The following is a 19,797-nucleotide window of genomic DNA, read 5'->3' as shown; positions in this document are numbered from 1 at the left end:
TTCTCGGCGAGGTGCGCGCGTCAGTGGGTCATCGCCTCGTCGATCGCGACGGCCAGGCGCAGCGGATCGTGGACCTGGGGATCCTGGGCACTGCTCACTCTACTGAACGCCACGCGCGCGCCCATGCGGGCCGCCTCGGCCTCCACCGCCGCCCGGTCGGTGACCGCGTCCACGTCGGCGATCACCACGTCCAGCCGGAGGTCCGGCGCATACGAGCGCAGCACCTTGAGGTGGTCGGCGTGGGCGAGGCCGGTGGTCTCCTGGTCGCCCGTGCGCAGGTTCAGCACCATGAGGCGCCGGGCGGCGGTGGCGGCGAGGGCCGAGCGCACCTCCGGCATCAGCAGGTGCGGCAGCACCGACGTGTACAGCGAGCCGGGCCCGAGCACCACCCAGTCGGCCAGCTCGATCGCCGAGAGCGCCTCCGGGGTGGCGGGAGCGTCGGACGGGCTCAGGCGGACGTCGGTGACGCGCCCCTCGAACGCGGCGACCGCGAGGGCCACCTGGCCCTCCACGCATCGGGTGCGTAGGCGGCCGTCCGGGCCGGCGCTGAGCACGTCCCCGCCGATGGTCAGCGGCACCCGCGAGACCGGCAGGACCTCGCCGTGCGCCCGCAGCAGGGCGCCGGCCCAGCGCAGCCCGTCCACCGGGTCGCCCAGCAGCTCCCAGAGGGCGACGATCAGGAGGTTCCCGAGCGCGTGGTTGTCCAGGGTGGCCTGGTCCGCGGGCACCTCGGTGGAGCGGAAGCGGTGCTGCATGACGTGGGCCCAGGTCCGACCCCAGTCGGTGTCGTCGCACAGGGCGGCCAGCGCCATGCGGAGGTCGCCGGGCGGCAGCACCGCCATCTCCCGGCGGATGGTGCCGGAGGAGCCGCCGTCGTCCGCCACCGTGACGACGGCCGTGAGGTGCCCGGCCACGTGCCGCAGGGCCGCGAGGGACGCGGAGAGGCCGTGGCCGCCGCCGAGGGCGGTGACCCGGGCCGTGGGGCGGGACATGCCGGCGCCCACCCCGCGCCCTTCCGAACCCATCCCGGGCGGCAGGGGCAGCTGGCCGGTGAGCGGGGACGTCATTCGCGCCCCATGTCCCGGTGCTGGACGTGCACCGTCACGTGGGGCACCTGGGCCAGGCGCCGGGCCAGCTCCTCGGCGACGGCCACGGAGCGGTGCTTGCCGCCCGTGCAGCCGATGGCGAGCGTGGCGTAGTGCTTGTTCTCCCGCCGGTAGCCCTCGAACACCGGCCCCAGCATGGCGACGTACGCGCGCAGGAAGTCCTCGACACCGGGGCGGGAGAGCACGTAGTCCGCGACCGCGGCCTCCGTGCCCGTGTGCGGACGCAGCGCCGGCACCCAGTGGGGGTTGGGGATGAAGCGCATGTCCGCCACGAAGTTCGCGTCCGCCGGGACGCCGTACTTGAACCCGAAGCTCATGATGGTCAGGCGCAGCGTGACGGGGCCGGACTCCGAGAACAGCTCGGTGATCTCCGTGGCCAGGCCGTGCACGTTCAGCTCGGTGGTGTCCACCACGACGTCGGCACGCGCCTTGAGCGGCTCGACGACGTCCCGCTCCGCGCGGATGCCGTCCAGCAGCCGGGCGTTGCCCTGCATCGGGTGGGGGCGGCGGCCGGCCTCGAAGCGTTGCAGGAGGACGTGGTCCTCCGCATCGAGGAACACGGTGCGATACTCCACTCCGCTGTTGGCCAGGTGCTGCAGGGCGGCGTACAGCTCCTCGAAGTAGGAGCGCGAGCGCACGTCCACCACGATCGCCAGGCGCGGGAACGCCTCCGGCGAGCGGGCGATGAGCTCGGCCAGCGTGCCGAACAGGGCCGGCGGCATGTTCTCCACCACGTCCCAGCCGTGGTCCTCGAGCGCGTGCGCGGCGGTGGTCCGTCCGGCGCCGGACATCCCGGCGATCACGAGCACCTCGGATGTCGGCGGCTTCTCCGGCTGGAGGGTCTCCTCGGTCATGACTCCACTGTATCCGCGGGCGTGTCGGCCGTGAGCGCCGTGTGGACGGCCTCGGCCAGCCGCGGCCCGATGCCGGCGACCTCGGTCAGCCGGTCCACGCCGGCGGCCCGGATCTCGGCGACGGAGCCGAAGTGGTTCAGCAGCGCGGTGCGCTTGGCCGGGCCCAGGCCCGGGATCCCGTCCAGGGCGGAGACGGTCATCGCCTTGGACCGCCGGCTGCGGTGGCCCGCGATCGCGAACCGGTGCGACTCGTCACGGATGCGCTGGAGCAGGTACAGGCCCTCCGAGGTGCGCGGCAGGACCACCGGGAACTCGTCGCCCGGCAGCCACACCTCCTCGAGCCGCTTGGCCAGCCCGACCACGGGCAGGTCGTCCAGGCCCAGCTCCGCGAGGACCGCCGCGGCCGCGGCCACCTGGGGCGGGCCGCCGTCGACCACCACGAGCGAGGGCGGGTACGCGAAGCGGCGCCCCGCCTCCTGATCGTCCCCCTCGACCTGACCGGAGAGCGGGGCGCCCTCCGCGCGCTCCTTGGCCAGGCGGGCGAAGCGGCGCCGCAGGACGTCGCGCAGGGACGCCGTGTCGTCCCGGGCGGCCTCCCCCGTGACGTTGAAGCGGCGGTAGTCCTTCTTCTTCGGCAGCCCGTCCTCCATGACGACCATCGAGCCGACCACGTTGGTGCCCTGGGAGTGGGAGATGTCGTAGCACTCGATGCGCAACAGGGGCTCGGTGACCTCCAGGGCCTCCTGCAGCTCCCGCAGGGCGGCGGAGCGGGTGGTGAGGTCCCCGGACCGCCGCGACTTGTGCAGCTTGAGGGCCATCTCCGCGTTCTCCCGGACGGTCTCCATGAGGTCCGCCTTCGAGCCCCGCCGGGGCACGCGCACGGCGACCCGGGACCCGCGCAGGCCCGAGAGCCACTCGGTGAGCTGCGCGGCGTCGTCGGGCTCGACCGGGACGAGGATCTCGTGCGGGATGCGCTCCGGCCCCTCGAGGTCGCCGTAGACCTGCTGGAGCAGGTGCGCGACCATCTCCGGCTCGGCGACGTCCTCCACGCGCTCCATGACCCAGCCGCGCTGGCCGCGGATGCGACCCTGCCGGACGTGGAACACCTGCACCGCGACCTCCAGCTCGTCCGCGTGCAGGGCGAAGATGTCCGCCTCCGTGTTCTCCGGCAGCACCACGGCGTTGCGCTCGAACACGCGGCGCAGCGCGGCGATGTCGTCCCGCAGCCGGGCCGCGTCCTCGTAGCGCAGCTCCTCGACGGCGCGGGCCATGGCCTTCTCCAGCTCGCGGATGAACCGGTTCGCATCCCCGGCCATGAAGTCGCAGAAGTCCTGGGCCAGCGCGCGATGGTCCGCCGGGCTGATCCGGCCCACGCAGGGCGCCGAGCACTTGCCGATGTAGCCGAGCAGGCACGGCCGGTCCTGGGCGCGGGCCCGCTTGAACACGCCGGCCGAGCACGTGCGGACCGGGAAGACGCGCAGCATCAGGTCCACGGTCTCCCGGATCGCCTTGGCCGGGTGGAACGGGCCGAAGTACTTCACGCCGGGCTTCCGGTCGCCGCGCATCACCTGGACGCGCGGGAACTGCTCGTTCATGGTCACGGCCAGGTAGGGGTACGACTTGTCGTCCCGGTACATGATGTTGAACCGGGGGCGATACTCCTTGATCCACGTGTACTCGAGCTGGAGCGCCTCCAGCTCGGAGCCGACGACGGTCCACTCGACCGCGGCCGCCGTGAACACCATGGCCCGGGTCTTGGTGGCCAGCCGGGCGGGGTCCTGGAAATAGGAGCTCAGGCGGGCGCGCAGGTTCTTCGCCTTGCCGACGTAGACGACGCGTCCGTCCGCGTCGCGGAAGCGGTAGACGCCGGGCGACGTGGAGATCTCGCCCGGAGCCGGGCGGTAGGAGGCCGGATCAGCCACGGGCACCCGGGGCGGCGTTGTAGGCGTCCACGCGCTCCTGCCCCGAGAGCGCGCCGATGGCGTCCATGATCGCCGCCGTCGCGTCGCGGCGCTGCGGCAGGGTGTGTCGACGCCCGGGGTGGCCGAAGTCCAGGGGCGCGCCCACGCGCACGGAGAACCGGTGGGGACGGAAGCCGTTCGTGTCCGGCGGCTGGAGGTGCTGCGTGCCGACGAGGCCCACGGGCACCACGGGTGCGCCGGTGGCCAGGGCCAGCCAGGCCGCACCGGTGCGGCCGCGGTAGAGGCGGCCGTCGCGGCTGCGGGTGCCCTCCGGGTAGATGCCGACGCCCTGGCCGGACTCGAGCAGGCCCACGAGGGACTCGAGCGCGGCCACGGAGGCGGCCTGCTCGCCCCGGCGGACGGGGACGGAGCCCACGGACTCGAAGAACCGCCGCCGGACGCGGCCCCGCAGGCCCGTGCCCGTGAAGTACTCCTCCTTGGCGAAGAAGTGGACCGGGCGGGGGGCGAGGGCCTGGAGGATCACCGAGTCGACGAAGGACAGGTGGTTGGAGGCCATGACGAAGGGGCCCCGCGCAGGGACGTGCTCCATGCCGACGACCTCGGGGCGGCAGGTGAGCCGCAGGAGCGCGGCGGCGCTCCTGCGCACGGGCTCCGACGTCGCCATGGCTCTCCTTCGTCCGCGTCCTGCGTGGGCGGGGTCCATGCTACGCGAGCAGTTCCGCGAGGAACCGGCCCGTGTGGCTCTCGGCGGCGCGCGCGACCTCCTCCGGCGTGCCCGTGGCCACGATCGTGCCGCCGCCGGAGCCGCCCTCGGGGCCGAGGTCGATCACGTGGTCGGCACTCTTGATCACGTCGAGGTTGTGCTCGATGGTGAGCACCGTGTTGCCCTTGTCCACGAGGGACTGGAGCACGTGCAGGAGCTTGCGGATGTCGTCGAAGTGCAGCCCCGTGGTCGGCTCGTCCAGCACGTAGATGGTGCGGCCGTTGGAGCGCTTCTGGAGCTCGGCCGCCAGCTTCACGCGCTGGGCCTCGCCGCCCGAGAGCGTGGTGGCGGGCTGGCCCAGGCGGACGTAGCCCAGACCGACGTCGACGAGCGTGTCCAGGTACCGCGAGATGCGGGTGTACGCGCTGAAGAAGTCCGCGGCCTCCTCGATCGGCATGTCGAGGACCTCGGCGATGTTCTTGCCCTTGTAGGTGACCTCGAGCGTCTCCCGGTTGTACCGGGCCCCGTGGCACACCTCGCACGGCACGTAGACGTCCGGCAGGAAGTTCATCTCGATCTTCAGCGTGCCGTCGCCCGCGCACGCCTCGCAGCGCCCGCCCTTGATGTTGAAGGAGAACCGGCCCTGCTGGTAGCCCCGGACCTTCGCCTCGGGGGTCTCCGCGAAGAGCTTGCGGATCGCGTCGAACACGCCCGTGTAGGTGGCGGGGTTGGAGCGTGGCGTGCGCCCGATGGGGCTCTGGTCCACGTGGACCACCTTGTCCAGGTGCTCGAGTCCCTCCACGGACCGGTGCCGGCCGGGCACGAGCTTGGCGCCGTTGAGCCGGTTGGCCAGGACCTTGTAGAGGATCTCGTTGATCAGCGTGGACTTGCCAGAGCCGGACACGCCCGTCACGGCCGTGAGGACCCCGAGCGGGACCTCCACCGAGACGTCCTTCAGGTTGTTCTCCTGGGCGCCGCGGACCGTCAGCACGCGCCCCTTCTCCGGGACGCGACGCCGCTCCGGCACCGCGATGGAGCGGCGGCCGGAGAGGTAGTCGCCGGTGACGGACCGCGTGTTCGCCTTGAGATCCGCCAGGGAGCCCGAGTGCACGACCTCGCCGCCGTGCTCGCCCGCGCGAGGGCCGATGTCCACGATCCAGTCCGCCTCGGCGATCGTGTCCTCGTCGTGCTCGACGACGATGAGGGTGTTGCCGAGGTCCCGCAAGCGCAGGAGGGTCTCGATGAGGCGGCGGTTGTCCCGCTGGTGCAGGCCGATGGACGGCTCGTCGAGGACGTAGAGGACGCCGACCAGCCCGGAGCCGATCTGTGTGGCCAGGCGGATGCGCTGGGCCTCGCCGCCGGAGAGGGTGCCGGCCGGCCGCTCGAGGTTGAGGTACTCGAGGCCGACGTCCAGCAGGAACGCCAGCCGGGCCAGGATCTCCTTGAGCACCTGGTCCGCGATCTGCCGCTCCCGGTCCGTCAGCCGCAGCCCCGAGAAGAACTCCATGGCCTCGCGCATGGGCAGGCGGGTGGCGTCCGCGATGGACAGGCCGCCCACGAGCACGTTCAGGACCGTGGGGTTGAGGCGGGCCCCGTGGCACGCCGGGCACGGGATCTCCCGCATGAACGACTCGTAGCGCTCGCGGGCGCCGTCCGACTCGGTCTCCCCGTGCTTGCGCATCACGTAGGGGATGACGCCCTCGAAGCCCGTGGTGTAGCGGCGCTCGCGGCCGAACCGGTTGCGGAACGTCACCTCCACCTTGAAGTCCTTGCCGTTCAGGACGGCGTCGCGCTCCGCCTCCGTCAGGTCCTTCCACGGGGTGTCCAGGGAGAAGCCCATCTCCTTGCCCAGCCCGCCGAGCACGCGCAGCCAGTAGTCCGAGGTGGACTTGCCCAGCGACCACGGCACGACGGCGCCCTCGCGCAGGGACAGCTCGTCGTTGGCGACGACGAGGTCCGGGTCCACCTGCAGGCGGGAGCCGATGCCGGTGCACTCGGGGCACGCGCCGAACGGGTTGTTGAAGGAGAACGAGCGCGGCTCGATCTCGTCCACGGTCTGCTCGTGCCCGTTGGGGCAGGAGAGCTTCTCGGAGAACGAGCGGTACCGGGGGTTGCCCTCGGCGTCCCGCCCGCCGAACTCCGCGGTGTTCTTCCTGCCCTTCTCGGCGACCGGCTCCACGTCCACGAACTCGGCGACGACGAGGCCGTCCGCCAGCTTCAGGGCGGTCTCCACCGAGTCGGTGAGGCGCTGGCGGATGCCCTCCTTCATGGCCAGGCGGTCCACGACGACGGCGATGGTGTGCTTGACCTGCTTCTTCAGCACGGGCGGGTCCGAGAGCTGGACGGTCTCCCCGTCCACGACGGCGCGGGCGAAGCCCTGCGTGGACAGGTCCTGGAACAGGTCCACGAACTCGCCCTTGCGGCCGCGGACCACGGGCGCGAGCACCTGGAAGCGGGTGCGCTCGGGCAGCTCCTCGAGCTGGTCCACGATCTGCTGCGGGGTCTGCCGGCTCACCGGCTCGCCGCACTGCGGGCAGTGCGGCACCCCGACGCGCGCCCAGAGCAGGCGCATGTAGTCGTAGATCTCGGTGATGGTCCCCACCGTGGAGCGCGGGTTGCGGTTGGTGGACTTCTGGTCGATGGACACGGCCGGGGACAGGCCCTCGATGAAGTCCACGTCCGGCTTGTCCACCCGGCCCAGGAACATGCGGGCGTAGGAGGAGAGCGACTCGACGTAGCGTCGCTGGCCCTCGGCGAAGATCGTGTCGAAGGCCAGGGAGGACTTGCCCGAGCCGGACAGGCCCGTGAACACGACCATGGCGTCCCGCGGGAAGCTGACGTCCACGTCCTTCAGGTTGTGCTCGCGGGCGCCCTGGACGACGATGCGGTCCCGCTCGCCCGAGCGCGCGCCGCCGGGGCCGGAGGCGAGGCCGCCGGGGTGGGCCTCGACGGCGGAGGAGACGGTGGTGGAGGAGTTCTTGGGCACGCGGCCAGCATAGGGGCGGGCACGGATACGACACCGGGGTCTCGCCTGTGGGCGAACCGACCGCGGGCCGGGCCCGCCCTGGCGCGTCGCCGCCCCGTCCGTACACTGTTGCGCATGCCCGAGACCGCCCGGAACCGCCTCCTGCACGATCTGCCCGCCGTCACGGTGCGCGCCTGCTCCGTGTCGGAGATGGACAACAACGTGTACCTGCTCACCTCCAAGACCACGGGGGCGCAGGTGCTGATCGACGCCGCCGCCGAGGCCGAGGCGATCCGCGACCTCATCGCCTCGGCCGCGGACGACACCCCGTGCGAGCCGCGCCTCGAGATGATCGTCACCACGCACCGGCATTGGGACCACGTGCGCGCGCTGCCGGCGCTGGCCTCCCTGACCGGGGCCCGCACGGCGGCCGGCGAGGACGACGCCGACGCAATCGCCGAGGCCACGGGGGTCGCCCCCGACGTGCGCCTGCGCCACGGGGACATCGTGGGGGTGGACGGGCTCCGGCTCGAGGTGCTGGCCCTGCGCGGCCACACGCCCGGGTCGATCGCGCTGGTGTGCCGCCCCGAGGCGGACGAGCCGGCCGTGCTCTTCACCGGCGACTCCCTCTTCCCGGGCGGGGTGGGCAACACCGAGGGCGACGACGGCCGGTTCCGTCAGCTGTTCACGGACGTCACCGAACGGATCTTCGACGCGTTCGACGACGACGTGGTGGTCCACCCCGGCCACGGCGCCTCGACGACCCTGGGCGCCGAACGCCCCCACCTGCCGGAGTGGGCCGAGCGCGGCTGGTGACGGCCCGCCCGGGCGGGCCCGGCGTCAGGCCGGCTTCTGCCCCACCATGAACAGGCGCCGGGCCGGGAAGATCGTGACCGGGCCGCCGTCGTCGGCCGTGACGCCGGGCACCGACGGGTATGCCTCGCGCATGGCGGCGCGGTACCGGTCCACGAACGCCTCGAGCAGCCCGGCGCCCTCGGCGGAGCCCTCCTCGGCGTCCCAGCGGGCCAGGGCCTGCAGGCTCGGTCGCAGGGCCGCGCCGGAGGTCCACCGGAACACCGGGTCCTCGCCCGTCAGCACCTGCTGGTACTCCGTCTCCCAGACGACCGGGGACCACCCCGCCTCGAGGAACAGCCGCGTGTACTCCTCGGGCGGCGCCACGGTGCGGGTGGTGGCCACGCCGTGCAGCGGCTCGGAGAAGGCCGGGTCCTCGGCCAGCGCCACGATCGCCGCGTGGGAGGGCTGCTCGTAGGGCCGCGGGATCTGCGCCGCGAACCAGGCCCCCGGCGTGAGGTCCCCGAGCCAGCGCCGGATCAGGCGACGGTGCGTCGGGATCCACTGGAGCATCGCGTTGGACACCACGACGTCCGTCGCCCTCGACGGGCGCCACTGCGAGGCGTCGACTGCCTCGAAGCGCAGGTTGGCGGGGGTGCCCGTGCGGGCGGCCTGCTCCCGGGCCCGCTCGAGCATCGCGGGCGAGTCGTCCAGACCGATCACCTCGGCGTCCGGCCAGCGCTCGGCTAGCGTCCGGGTCAGGGTCCCCGGGCCGCAGCCCAGGTCCACCACGACGCGCGGCGCCTCGGCGCGGACGCGCCCCACCAGGTCGTGGAAGGGGCGGGCGCGATGCTCGGCGAAGCCCTCGTACTGCGCGGGATCCCAGGTGAACCCCCCGCCCTGTCGGCCGGTCACGTCCCCCACGACGGCGTCGGTGTCCGGATGCGGGCTCTCAGGCGCGATCTGACTCATGGCGGCACCGTATCGCGCGGAGCGGCCGATACCCTGGGGGCGATGACTTCTGCCGCCACGAACCCGCCCTCGCTGACCGACCGCATCGACGCGCTCCCGCCGACCCCGGACGCCGACGACGTCTTCGGGGCCTTCGCGGCCTGGACCGAGGACCGCGGCATCTCGCTCTACCCCGCCCAGGAGGAGGCCGTCCTCGAGCTCGTCCAGGGCAAGCACGTGATCCTGGCGACGCCCACCGGCTCCGGCAAGTCCCTGGTGGCGCTGGCCGCACACGCCGACGCGCTCGCCCACGACGCCGTCTCCTACTACACGGCGCCGATCAAGGCGCTCGTCTCGGAGAAGTTCTTCGCGCTGGTGGACGTGTTCGGGGCGGAGAATGTGGGCATGGTCACGGGTGACTCCACCGTCAACGGTGACGCGCCGATCATCTGCTGCACCGCCGAGATCCTGGCCAACCGCGCGCTGCGCGAGGGCTCGGGCATGGAGATCGGCACCGTGGTGATGGACGAGTTCCACTACTACGCGGACCCCTCCCGTGGCTGGGCCTGGCAGGTCCCCCTCCTCGAGCTGCCGCAGGCCCGGTTCCTGCTCATGTCGGCCACCCTCGGCGACACGACCCGCCTCGAGGCGGACCTCACCGAGCGCACCGGGCGCGAGGTCGCCGTCGTCGCCCATGCGGAGCGCCCCATCCCGCTGACGTTCGAGTGGTCCGAGGTGCCGCTGCAGGAGAAGGTCGAGGAGCTCGTGAGCACCCACCAGGCACCGGTGTACATCGTGCACTTCTCGCAGCTGGACGCCGTGGAGACGGCCCAGGGGCTGTCCTCGATCTCGGTGACGTCCAAGGAGGAGAAGGAGGCGATCGCCGCGCGGATCGCCGGCTTCCGCTTCTCCGCGGGCTTCGGGCACACCCTGAACCGCCTCGTCCGGGCGGGCATCGGCGTGCACCACGCGGGCATGCTGCCCAAATACCGCCGCCTCGTGGAGAAGCTGGCCCAGGACGGCCTCCTCAAGGTCATCTGCGGCACCGACACGCTCGGCGTCGGGATCAACGTGCCGATCCGCACCGTGCTGCTCACCGCGCTGTCCAAGTTCGACGGCGAGAAGACCCGCCTGCTGCAGGCCCGCGAGTTCCACCAGATCGCCGGCCGGGCGGGCCGGGCCGGCTTCGACACCTCCGGCACCGTGGTGGTCCAGGCCCCCGAGCACGTGATCGAGAACAAGGCGGCCGAGCGCAAGGCCGCCGCGAAGTTCGCGAACGTCAAGGACGAGGCCGAGCGGGCCAAGCGCATGAAGCAGTCCGTGAAGTCCGGCAAGCGCAAGACCCCGCCGGCCGGCTTCGTCTCGTGGGGGCCGGCGACGTTCGAGCGCCTCGTCTCGGCCGAGCCGGAGCCGCTGGTCTCCCGCATGCGGATCACGCACTCCATGCTGCTGAACATCCTCGACCGGCCCGGCGACCCGGTGATCGCGGTCCGGCGCCTGCTGCGCGGCACCCACGAGACCCCGGCCCGCCAGGCGGTGCTCATGCGCCGCGCGCTCGGGATCTTCCGGGAGCTGCTGGCCACGGGCGTCGTCGAGCGTCTGCCCGAGCCGGACGCCGAGGGCCGCACCGTGGACCTCACGGTGGACCTGCAGCCGGACTTCGCGCTCAACCAGCCGCTCTCCCCCTTCGCCCTCGCCGCGCTCGACCTGCTGGACCCGGCCGATCCCGACCACGCGCTCGACGTCGTCTCCGTGATCGAGGCGACCCTCGACCCGCCGCGCCAGGTGCTCTCCGCCCAGGTCAAGCACGCCAAGGGCGAGGCCGTGGCCGCCATGAAGGCCGAGGGCATGGACTACAACGACCGCATGCGGGCCCTCGACGAGATCACCCACCCGCGGCCGCTGGCCGAGCTCCTCGAGCAGCAGTTCGAGCTCTACCGGCAGGACGCCCCGTGGCTCGCGGAGTTCGAGCTGACCCCCAAGTCCGTGGTGCGCGACATGTTCGAGCGGGCCATGGGCTTCGGCGACTACGTGCGGTTCTACGGGATCGCCCGGTCCGAGGGCGTGCTGCTGCGCTACCTCACGGACGCGGTCAAGGCACTGCGCCACACGGTGCCCGAGGCGGCCCGCACCGAGGATCTCCAGGTGCTGCTGGACTGGCTCGACGAGATGGTGAAGCAGACCGACTCGTCCCTCCTGGAGGAGTGGGAGGACCTGGTGGCCGGGGACATCGACGAGCTGCGCCGGGACATGGAGGCGCTCGAGCCGCCGGCGCCGCCTCGCCTGACGGACAACGAGCCCGTGTTCCGGGTGATGGTCCGCAACGCGATGTTCCAGCGGGTGCGCCTGTTCGGCGACGAGCGGGACGAGGCGCTCGCGCGCCTGTCCGGCGAGCTGTCCGCCGACGACTGGGCCGACGCCCTCGACGCCTACTTCGACGACCACGAGGACATCGACGACGGCCCCGCCGCGCGCGGCCCCGAGCTGTTCCGCGTGACCGCAGCCCCCGACGTCGCCGCCCCGCTGGAGCTGGCCGGCCCGCGCTGGTGGGCGGTGCGGCAGGTCCTGAAGGACCCGGACGGGGACCTGGACCACGGGATCAACGCCGTGGTCGACCTGGACGCCTCCGACGAGGCGGGCCATCCCGTGATCCGGGTGGTCTCCGTGGGCGCGCCCGAGTCCGGGTGGGGCCTGTGAGCGCCGGGGACGCCCGGGCGGCAGGACGGCCCGTGGCGGGCGACCCGCGCGGCTTCGCTCCCCTCGAGCCGGCCCGCCACCGCGTAGGCGAGCGCACCGAGCTCTACGACGGCACCGTCACGGTGGACCACTGGTTCTCGGTGCCGATCGACCACGCGCTGGGCCTCGCCGAGGCCGAGGCGCAGGACGCGGCGGGCACCGGCGTCGGGCCGCACGGGCGCGGCACGCTGACCGTCTTCGCCCGCGAGATCCGGGCGAAGGACGACCCCGAGGGCGAGCGCCCCTGGGCCCTGTACCTCCAGGGTGGCCCCGGCAGTGCCGGGCCCCGCCCGGCGCGCCTGAGCGGCTGGCTCGGCGCGCTGGCCGAGAGCCACCGCGTGCTGCTGCTGGACCAGCGCGGCACGGGGCGTTCGACCCCGGCCACTGTGGCGACCCTGACCGCCCCGGGCGCCTTCGCCACGGACGAGGCGCGCGCCGAGCACCTGGTGCACCTGCGGGCGCCCTCGATCGTGCGGGACGCCGAGATGCTGCGCCTCGCCCTCGGCGCCGGGCCGTGGACCACACTGGGCCAGAGCTTCGGCGGGTTCTGCACGCTGAGCTATCTCTCCTTCCACCCGGAGGGCCTGCAGCGCAGCCTGGTGACCGGCGGCCTCGCCCCGCTCACCGGCCACGCCGACCGGGTCTACCGGGCCACCTACGCCCGGATGCGCGCCCGCACCGAGGAGTTCTTCGACCGGCACCCGGCCGACCGCGACGCGTGGTCGGAGGCCGTGGGGCTGATCCGCGCCGCCGAGGCCGCGGGCGCCCCGATCCCCCTGCCCGGCGGCGGGCCGCTCACCGTGGGACGGGCCCAGGGTCTGGGCATGCTGCTGGGCGGCAACACCCGCGTGGACCGCCTGCACTGGGTCCTCGCCGAGGCCGTGGACCGCACCGGACCCGCGCCGCGCCTGTCCGAGACGTTCCTGGCCGCCGTCGCCGACCAGGACGACCGCCTCGTCAACCCGCTCTACACCGTGCTGCACGAGGCGATCTACGCGCAGCCGGCGGACCTGGCCGGCGGCCGGGCGGACACCGGCTGGTCGGCGTCCCGGATGCTCGCCGAGCACCCGGACTTCGACCCGGAGGCGACCACGGTCCCGCTGCCCACGGGCGAACACGTCATGCCCTGGTCCGTCGAGGTCGACCCCCGGCTGCGGCCCCTGGCCGGCACGGCGCGGCTGCTCGCCGAGCGCACGCAGTGGGGCCCGCTCTACGACGTGGCTGCCCTGGCGCAGAACACCGTCCCCGTGGCCGCCGCCGTCTACGCCGACGACGTGTACGTGGACCGGGACCTCTCGCTCGAGACCGCGCGGCGCGTCCGCGGCCTGCAGGTGTGGGAGACCGACGCCTTCCACCACGACGGCATCGCCGACGACGGACCGGCGATCCTCGAGCGGCTCCTGGCGATGACCGCGCCGGACGGCGCCGGGACGACGACGGCCCCCGACCCGGTCGACTGACCGGCCCGGGGGCCCGGGCGCCGGCGGAGGGCTCCCCGGCGCCGTGATCGGCTCAGACGGTGGGCCCGTCCTGCCGCACGATCTGCTCGGAGACCCCGCGCGCGTCGTCGTCACGGGGATCGGCGAGCCGGGTCTCGTGGGCCGTGCGGATGATGGCCGACCACGCGTCCTTGTGCTCGAGCAGCTGGTCGCGCCAGCGCTGGTCCACGGCCTCGGCCCGGGCCGTCCAGCGATCCATCAGGGCGGCGGCGCGCTCGCGCTCGGCCGGGTCGGCGTCCTCGGGCAGCTTCGAGTACCGGTACGAGTACTTCTCGGCGTTCTGCAGCGCCCGCAGGGCCTGGCCCTTCGGCGAGGCCAGGGAGATCGCCACGGTGATCGCCAGGATCACGACGACGACCACGAGGGACAGCGTCGTGGGGATCTCGACGACGGGCACGTTCTCGCCGCCGTTGATGAACGGCAGGTTGTTCTCGTGCAGGGCGTGCAGGATCAGCTTCACGCCGATGAACGCCAGCAGCGCGGAGAGCCCGTAGGCCAGGTAGACGAGGCGGTCGAGCAGGCCGTCGATCAGGAAGTACAGCTGGCGCAGGCCCATGAGCGAGAACGCCGTGGCGGTGAAGACGATGTACGCCTCCTGGGTCACGCCGAAGATCGCGGGGATGGAGTCGAAGGCGAAGAGGATGTCCGTGGCGCCGATCGCGATCATCACGAGGAGCATCGGCGTCATGAGGCGCTTGCCGTCCACCGTCGTGAAGAGGCGGTCGCCGTCGAACTGCTCGGAGGCGGGCAGGAACCGCTTGACGAGGCGGACCATCACGTTGTCCGCCTCGTCCTGGGCGCCCTCGGCGTCGCCGGACATCTCGCCCTTGAGCTGGCCGCCGGCGATGATCAGCAGGAACAGGCCGAAGAGGTAGAACACGTCCGACCACGCGGCGATGACGGCGGCGCCCAGCAGGATGAACAGGGTGCGCGAGATCAGCGCGAACGTGATGCCGAACAGCAGCACCTTCTGCTGGTACTCGCGCGGCACCCGAAAGCTGGCCATGATGACCAGGAAGACGAACAGGTTGTCGACGCTGAGCGCCTTCTCCAGCAGGTAGCCGGTGTAGTACTCGACCGCGTGCTGGGTGTCGCCGAAGGCGAAGAACACGAGGCCGAAGACGAGCGCGAGGCCGACGTAGACGCCGGACCAGATCGCGGCCTCCCGGATCGACGGCGTGTGCGCCTTGCGGACATGGGCGAAGTAGTCGAACGCGAGGAGCCCGACGATCAGCGCGATCGTCAGGCCCCAGGTCAGGCCGTTGATTTCCACGGGTCACCTCTCGGCGTCAGGGGTCGGGACGGTGCCGCAAGTCTCTCCGCCCGCCGCGACCGCGGCCCGGGCCCCTGTGTCCGGCCGGCGGCGCGCTCTCGGCGGCCGCGGCGTGCTGACGTCCACAGTGTTCGGGATACTCCCCTACGTCGCCGGTCAGTCTACCCGGTCGCACGACGACGCCCCGACCCGCGGCGGGCGGAGCGGGGCGTCGTCGGGCCCGCTGGTGCGGGCCGCGGGTCAGCGGTCGTCGCGGCGGGCCCGGTCGGCGTAGTCCTCCATGCGCTGGATCTCACCGGTGAACGGGGAGTCGGACGCCCGGTCCGCGCGGCCCCAGATCAGCGACGCCACGGTGGCCAGCACCAGGGTGCCGACGATGACGCCGAGGGAGACGAACGTGGAGATCTCCGGGACGGCCGTCACCGGGTGGCCGCCGTTGATGAAGGGCAGCTCGTTCTCGTGCAGGGCGTGGAAGACGAGCTTGACGCCGATGAAGGCGAGGATGAACGCGAGCCCGTGCTTGAGGAACACGAGACGGTCCATCAGCCCACCCAGCAGGAAATAGAGCTGGCGCAGGCCCATGAGGGCGAAGATGTTGGCGGTCAGGACGATGAACCAGTTCTGGGTGAGGCCGAAGATCGCCGGGATGGAGTCCACCGCGAACATCACGTCCGTCAGGCCGATCGTGATGAACACGACCACCATGGGGGTGAACATGCGCCGGCCGTCCACGGTGGTGCGCAGTCGGTTGCCGTCGTAGTCCGGCGCCACGTTGAGGCGGCGGGTCAGGCGGGCCACGACGCCCGGCTCGGACTCCTCGTCCCCGCCGTCGTCCTTGAGCTGCTGCCAGGCGGTCCAGAGCAGGAAGGCGCCGAAGATGTAGAACACCCACGTCAGGTGCTCGATGGCGACGGCGCCGACCGCGATGAACACCGCGCGGGCGATCAGCGCGATGATGATGCCCACCATCAGCACCTCCTGCTGGTAGCGGCGGGGCACCTGGAACTTGGCCATGATGATGAGGAACACGAACAGGTTGTCCACGCTGAGGCTGTACTCGGTGACCCAGCCGGCGAGGAACTCGGTGCCGTGCTGCGCATCGCCCAGGGCGAAGAGCAGCCCCGCGAAGACCAGCGCCAGCGCCACGTAGAACCCGATCCACAGGCCGGCCTCCTTCATGGAGGGCTCGTGGGGGCGGCGCGCGACGTACAGCAGGTCAAGCAGGAGGATGACGCCGAGGACCACAAGGGTCGTGGTCTCGAAGGCGGGACTGAGCACGTCCATGGAGGGGTTCCTCTCGTGGGGGCCGCGCAAGTCTAGACGGGCGCGGTCCCGCGCGCGGACGCGGGTGGGCCCGCTCTCAGGCTGCGCCGGGGGCGGTCAGGCCCAGGGCGAGCCAGACGACGACGGCACCGGCGGCGGCCAGGCCCCAGCTGGCGAGGGAGCCGATGAGGAACTCCTCCGCGCGCGAGCCGGCGCCGCGGTCCGCCGAGATCTCCGGGAAGCGCACGATGCCCTTGGCCGCCATCAGGGCCGCGATCACCGGGTAGGCCTGCGCGAGCCCCAGGACGACCATGAGCAGCCGCTCCATGGGCCCGATGTAACGGCCGCCGCGCAGGCCGTCGGCCGCGGGGTCCGTGGGCGCGGCGGACGGCACGGTCGTGGGCTCCGCCGCGGGGTCCTCCGCCTCCTCGTCGCCCCCGTCGGCGGACCGGCCCGCCAGGGCGAGGACCGCGCGGGTGACCCGGTTGCCGGTCTCGGTCAGCGCCACCGCCACCGCCGGCAGCGTGAGGGCCGGTGGCGCGGAGCGCAGGCCCGCGGGCGCCAGGGTCGACTCGAGCACGGCCACCAGGCCGACCGTGGCCACCACCGCGACCACCCCGAGCGGCCGGTCCGGATGCAGCCACGTCCAGCCCATCAGCAGGCCGAGGGCCACCAGGCCGCCGCCCACCGCGACGGACATGCCGGTCGGCGCCAGGACGGCCACCAGCACCGCGGCGAGGACGGCGGCCACGGCCGCACCGGCCCGGGCCAGCCACCGCCGCCGGGGGGCGGGCCAGGCGCCGGGCAGGACGGCGTCGAGCAGGTCGTGCAGCCCCAGGGCGAGCAGTGCGAGGGCGGTCACGGCGCGACCTCCGTCGCCGCGGCGGCGAGCTCGGCGTCCAGCTCGAGCACCCGGTCGATCCCGGACCGCGCGACGGCCTGCGACACCGCGGACTGCGTGATCCGCTCCGCCCGTGCCGCCTCCGCCTGGGTCGCCCCGCCCAGCAGGGCGGCGGCGATCCGGCGTTCGCGGGCCTTGAGTCGGCCGAGGACATGGTCGCGCAGCAGGACGAGCCCGTCCACGGCGGCGGTGAGGGACGGGTCCGCGGCGCGGAAGGCGGTCGCGGCTCCGACAGCCCGCTCATGCGCGCGCTCGACGGCCTCGCGGGCCCGATACCAGGCCGGTCCGTCCTCGATGCCGTCTCCGCCGGCGTCCAGGGCCCGCCGCTGCCCCAGGCCGATCCCGAAGCGCAGGTCCAGGCCCGGGGGCAGGGCGAGCGTGACGCGGACGGTCAGCCGGAGCGCGTCCGGCCAGGTGCGGTGCAGCGCCTGGAACTCGTCGCCGACGCTGGCCCAGGCGGGACGCAGCGGCGGGACGTCCTGTTCCGCGGCCGCGAAGGCGGCCAGGATCTGCTCCTGCGCGCGGTCCCGGTCCGGGAGGGCGCGGGAGCCGACGATGTCCGCGATCACGGCCGCGACCGGGGGTGCTGCGCTCATGGCGTCACACTATCACTGATATGAAGATATTCATCAGTGTTTTCATAACACCCCGGGGCGCGGAACGCGCCGGGCGGTCACTGCTCCCGCTTCATCTGCCGCAGCTCCTTCTTGAGCTCGCCGACCTCATCGCGCAGGCGGGCCGCGAGCTCGAACTGCAGGTCCGCCGCCGCCTGGTGCATCTGCTGCGACATCTGCTCGATCAGATCGGCCAGGTCCTTGGCGGGCAGCGACGCCGGGTCCACCGCCGGGGCCTCGGCACCCTCCCCCGTGGCCGGGGCCCGGTCCAGCGAGCTGAGGCCGCGGTGGCCCATGCCGAAGTCGAACCCGGACTTCACGCCCCCCATGCCCTTGAGGAAGTCGGCGGTGTCCGCGTCCTCCCGGGCCAGCTGGTCCGTGATGTCCGCGATGCGCTTGCGCAGGGGCTGGGGGTCGATCCCGTGCTCCTCGTTGTAGGCGATCTGCACGGCCCGGCGCCGCTCGGTCTCCTCGATCGCCCGGCGCATGGAGTCGGTGACGTTGTCCGCGTACATGTGGACCTCGCCGGACACGTTGCGGGCGGCGCGGCCGATGGTCTGGATGAGGGAGGTGGTGGAGCGCAGGAAGCCCTCCTTGTCCGCGTCCAGGATCGCCACGAGCGAGACCTCGGGCAGGTCCAGGCCCTCGCGCAGCAGGTTGATGCCCACCAGCACGTCGAAGGTGCCCTTGCGCAGCTCCCGCAGCAGCTCCACGCGGCGCAGCGTGTCCACATCCGAGTGGAGGTACTCGACCTTCACCCCCGCCTCGAGCAGATAGTCCGTGAGGTCCTCGGCCATGCGCTTGGTCAGCGTGGTCACCAGGACGCGCTCGTCCTTGGCCGTGCGCACGCGGATCTGCTCGAGCAGGTCGTCGATCTGGCCCTCGGTCGGCTTGACCACCACCTGCGGGTCCACGAGGCCGGTGGGCCGGATGATCTGCTCGACGTAGCCGTCCGCCTGGCCGAGCTCGTAGGCGCCCGGCGTCGCGGAGAGGTACACGGTCTGCCCGATCCGCTCGAGGAACTCGTCCCACTTCAGCGGGCGGTTGTCCATGGCCGAGGGCAGGCGGAAGCCGTGTTCCACGAGGGTGCGCTTGCGGGACATGTCCCCCTCGTACATCGCGCCGATCTGCGGGATGGTCACGTGGGACTCGTCCACCACGAGCAGGAAGTCGTCCGGGAAGTAGTCCAGCAGGCAGTGCGGGGCGGAGCCGGCGGGACGGCCGTCGATGTGGCGCGAGTAGTTCTCGATGCCGTTGCAGTAGCCCATCTGCTGCATCATCTCGAGGTCGTACGTGGTGCGCATGCGCAGCCGCTGCGCCTCGAGCAGCTTGTCCTGGGACTCCAGCTCCTGCAGCCGCTCCCGCAGCTCGTCCTCGATGCTGGTGATCGCCCGGCCCATGCGCTCGTCGCCGGCCACGTAGTGCGAAGCCGGGAAGATGTACATCTCCTCCTCCTCGCGCACCACCTGGCCGGTGAGCGGGTGCAGGGTCTGGATGGACTCGATCTCGTCCCCGAAGAACTCGATGCGCACCGCGAGCTCCTCGTACATGGGGATGATCTCCACGGTGTCCCCCCGCACCCGGAAGGTGCCGCGGTGGAAGTCGACGTCGTTGCGCACGTACTGCATCTGCACGAACCGCCGCAGGAGCGCGTCCCGGTCCATCTCCGCACCGCGGCGCAGGGTGACCATCTGGTCGATGTACTCCTCGGGCGTGCCGAGGCCGTAGATGCAGGAGACCGTGGCCACCACGATCACGTCCCGCCGGGTCAGCAGCGCGTTCGTGGCCGAGTGGCGCAGCCGCTCGACCTCCTCGTTGATGGAGGAGTCCTTCTCGATGAAGGTGTCCGTCTGGGGGACGTACGCCTCGGGCTGGTAATAGTCGTAGTAGGAGACGAAGTACTCGACCGCGTTGTGGGGCAGCAGCTCGCGGAACTCGTTGGCCAGCTGCGCGGCGAGCGTCTTGTTCTGCACCATCACCAGCGTGGGCCGCTGGAGGCGCTCGACGAGCCACGCCGTCGTCGCCGACTTGCCCGTGCCGGTGGCGCCCATCAGGACGACGTCCTTCTCCCCCGCCTCCACGCGCTCGGCGAGCTCGGCGATGGCCTTCGGCTGGTCACCGGAGGGCTGGTAGGGGGAGATGACCTCGAACGGGGCGACGATGCGGTTGATCTTCTGGGCCAGGCTCATGGCAGAACCCTACGTCGCGCCCCGGACAC

The 19,797-nt window shown here is 72.5% G+C and carries 14 protein-coding genes; 3 read left to right on the top strand and 11 right to left on the bottom strand.

From position 1 onward, the window contains the following. Positions 1-20: 20 nt before the first annotated feature. The 5 genes from ACFI33_RS05785 to uvrA are packed head-to-tail and all read right to left on the bottom strand — an operon-like array spanning position 21 to position 7,571. Positions 21-1,067 (bottom strand): gluconeogenesis factor YvcK family protein, encoded by a 1,047-nt coding sequence (locus tag ACFI33_RS05785; protein ID WP_036338575.1) that lies wholly within the window; start codon positions 1,065-1,067, stop codon positions 21-23. Next, positions 1,064-1,960, bottom strand: coding sequence for an RNase adapter RapZ (gene rapZ, locus ACFI33_RS05780; RefSeq protein WP_036338578.1), 897 nt, complete (start codon positions 1,958-1,960; stop codon positions 1,064-1,066). The genes ACFI33_RS05785 and rapZ overlap by 4 nt, the downstream gene beginning before the upstream one ends. After that, positions 1,957-3,882, bottom strand: coding sequence for an excinuclease ABC subunit UvrC (gene uvrC / locus ACFI33_RS05775; RefSeq protein WP_036338666.1), 1,926 nt, complete (start codon positions 3,880-3,882; stop codon positions 1,957-1,959). Before uvrC ends, rapZ begins: the two co-directional genes overlap by 4 nt. After that, positions 3,875-4,546: a lysophospholipid acyltransferase family protein gene (locus ACFI33_RS05770; RefSeq protein ID WP_036315306.1), complete on the bottom strand. Its 672-nt coding sequence runs from the start codon at positions 4,544-4,546 to the stop codon at positions 3,875-3,877. Before ACFI33_RS05770 ends, uvrC begins: the two co-directional genes overlap by 8 nt. A gap of 40 nt (positions 4,547-4,586) precedes the next feature. Then, complete coding sequence (gene uvrA, locus ACFI33_RS05765) at positions 4,587-7,571, bottom strand: excinuclease ABC subunit UvrA (protein ID WP_144820062.1); 2,985 nt, start codon at positions 7,569-7,571, stop codon at positions 4,587-4,589. Positions 7,572-7,685: 114 nt separating this feature from the next. Between uvrA and ACFI33_RS05760 the strand changes: the two genes are divergently transcribed. Beyond that, entirely contained in the window at positions 7,686-8,366 is a 681-nt protein-coding gene (locus ACFI33_RS05760) for an MBL fold metallo-hydrolase (protein WP_036338584.1), read from the top strand. Positions 8,367-8,390: 24 nt separating this feature from the next. On the opposite strand, the gene ACFI33_RS05755 is transcribed toward ACFI33_RS05760, so the two are convergent. Continuing rightward, on the bottom strand, positions 8,391-9,314 hold the full coding sequence (locus ACFI33_RS05755) for a methyltransferase domain-containing protein (protein ID WP_462623817.1): 924 nt from the start codon (positions 9,312-9,314) through the stop codon (positions 8,391-8,393). 42 nt (positions 9,315-9,356) lie between these two features. On the opposite strand from ACFI33_RS05755, the gene ACFI33_RS05750 reads away from it, so the two are divergent. Together ACFI33_RS05750 and ACFI33_RS05745 are read left to right on the top strand one after the other, a co-directional pair. Next, positions 9,357-11,990 carry a DEAD/DEAH box helicase gene (locus tag ACFI33_RS05750; RefSeq protein WP_036338590.1) on the top strand — a complete coding sequence of 878 codons (2,634 nt, stop codon included), beginning with the start codon at positions 9,357-9,359 and terminating at the stop codon, positions 11,988-11,990. Between the two features lie 32 nt (positions 11,991-12,022). Then, on the top strand, positions 12,023-13,489 hold the full coding sequence (locus tag ACFI33_RS05745; protein ID WP_063189259.1) for an alpha/beta fold hydrolase: 1,467 nt from the start codon (positions 12,023-12,025) through the stop codon (positions 13,487-13,489). A gap of 52 nt (positions 13,490-13,541) precedes the next feature. Here the strand turns inward: ACFI33_RS05745 and ACFI33_RS05740 are convergent, their stop codons facing one another. The 5 genes from ACFI33_RS05740 to uvrB all read right to left on the bottom strand — a co-directional run bounded on the left by ACFI33_RS05740 (position 13,542) and on the right by uvrB (position 19,768). Beyond that, on the bottom strand, positions 13,542-14,801 hold the full coding sequence (locus ACFI33_RS05740) for a TerC family protein (RefSeq protein WP_049147868.1): 1,260 nt from the start codon (positions 14,799-14,801) through the stop codon (positions 13,542-13,544). Between the two features lie 240 nt (positions 14,802-15,041). Then, positions 15,042-16,085 carry a TerC family protein gene (locus tag ACFI33_RS05735; protein ID WP_036338599.1) on the bottom strand — a complete coding sequence of 348 codons (1,044 nt, stop codon included), beginning with the start codon at positions 16,083-16,085 and terminating at the stop codon, positions 15,042-15,044. 76 nt (positions 16,086-16,161) lie between these two features. Continuing rightward, positions 16,162-16,926, bottom strand: a complete 765-nt coding sequence (locus ACFI33_RS05730; RefSeq protein WP_036338602.1) for a hypothetical protein — start codon at positions 16,924-16,926, stop codon at positions 16,162-16,164. Continuing rightward, positions 16,923-17,561: a SatD family protein gene (locus ACFI33_RS05725; RefSeq protein WP_036338605.1), complete on the bottom strand. Its 639-nt coding sequence runs from the start codon at positions 17,559-17,561 to the stop codon at positions 16,923-16,925. The genes ACFI33_RS05730 and ACFI33_RS05725 overlap by 4 nt, the downstream gene beginning before the upstream one ends. Positions 17,562-17,638: 77 nt before the next feature. Further along, positions 17,639-19,768 (bottom strand): excinuclease ABC subunit UvrB, encoded by a 2,130-nt coding sequence (gene uvrB / locus ACFI33_RS05720; protein ID WP_036338608.1) that lies wholly within the window; start codon positions 19,766-19,768, stop codon positions 17,639-17,641. Positions 19,769-19,797 lie beyond the last annotated feature (29 nt).

It is taken from the genome of Micrococcus sp. PSi08 (assembly GCF_054960655.1).
Note: the sequence above shows the minus strand (reverse complement) of the source record. Positions and strands in the feature narration are given on the sequence as shown.